Annotated in this window: 1 protein-coding gene; it reads left to right on the top strand. The window is 44.9% G+C overall.

The annotated features are described in order from the left end of the window. Positions 1–387 precede the first annotated feature (387 nt). Positions 388–1,188 (top strand): hypothetical protein (locus tag KDK18_RS06480; protein ID WP_257254054.1); only part of this gene is annotated, 801 nt, incomplete at its 3' end.

Here is a 1,188-nt window from a genome sequence, read left to right as displayed (position 1 = left end):
GATGGTTTGTCGGCGGGGTTGCAGGCAGGCCGTTCAGGGATGCCTGGTAATCTGACAATAGAATTAAATTTTTCTTCCTATCAACTGAGACCGTCTTATTAGATGAATAGTTCCATTAACTCCATTTTCAGATGTAAATAGTTTCTCATCCCTGAACGGCCTGCCTGCAACCCCGCCGACAAACCATCAAATGGCTAGACAGGTTTTAAATCGACCAAAGAAAGCATACCAATGAAGACAACCCGTATAAGCCTTACGGTTATGAGGAAAAGAGAACCACGGCTCATTATTTCACTCTGCAAGGTCTCACATTTTAAATAGATAACCATGAACTTTTCTGTCCAATTGCTGTCAAAAAGCACAAGTTTTCATGGAGATTCTATTGCTATGAGATACGGATTAAAATCAACAACCGTAGCCACAGCTAAAAAAGCAACTAAAAAGAGTAAGACTGACTTAAACCCCAAGGTTTCAACGTTTACTCCACCTGCTCAGCGTGTTCATGAACATTCGGACACGCCTTCCAATAGCCAGCAAAGGGGGAAGACCCCTTATCCTGAGGCTACCACAGAGAGGATCAATCACGCCTTCGAAGCACTAAAAAAACAAAATTTCGAGAGTGCAGAAGAAGCATTCCGGGACATCTTAAACGAAGATCAGGACGTACTAAGTCCGTTCCACTACCAAAACATAGTCGTAGGACTTGCAAGGTCGCTAAAAGAGCAAACCGAAAAAAAACAGATAGAAGCCTGCTCTCTACTGCAAGAACTCAGGTCGACCGGGTCGTTCACTGAGTTCGGGGCTTCGACCATTCATAACCTTGATCTAACCCTGAGCCGTTGTGAAGAGGCAGTTGGAGAGTACCTTGACGCTGAAGCACGACTATTAGCACTGAGAAACAAAAAGCCAGATGCCGATGCAAAAACCCTGTGCGAGCCTTCTGGCAATTTTAACGCAGATATTACTATGGCCCGACTTTGGCAATCCATGGACAAACACACGCTGACTGAAACACTTCTTCTGAACATAAAGTCAGAGCTGACTAAAAGGTTGCAGTCAAAACCCTATGCTCCCACTGAACAAAGGCTCAGCAAACACCTCCATACCGTCAACATGGCTCTGGTTCGAATCTGGCAAGTGATGGACAAGCATGAACGGGCTGAAGGACTGCTGCTAAACATCAGTGAC

The sequence above is a fragment of the Endozoicomonas sp. SESOKO3 genome (genome assembly GCF_024606255.1).
Note: the sequence above shows the minus strand (reverse complement) of the source record. Positions and strands in the feature narration are given on the sequence as shown.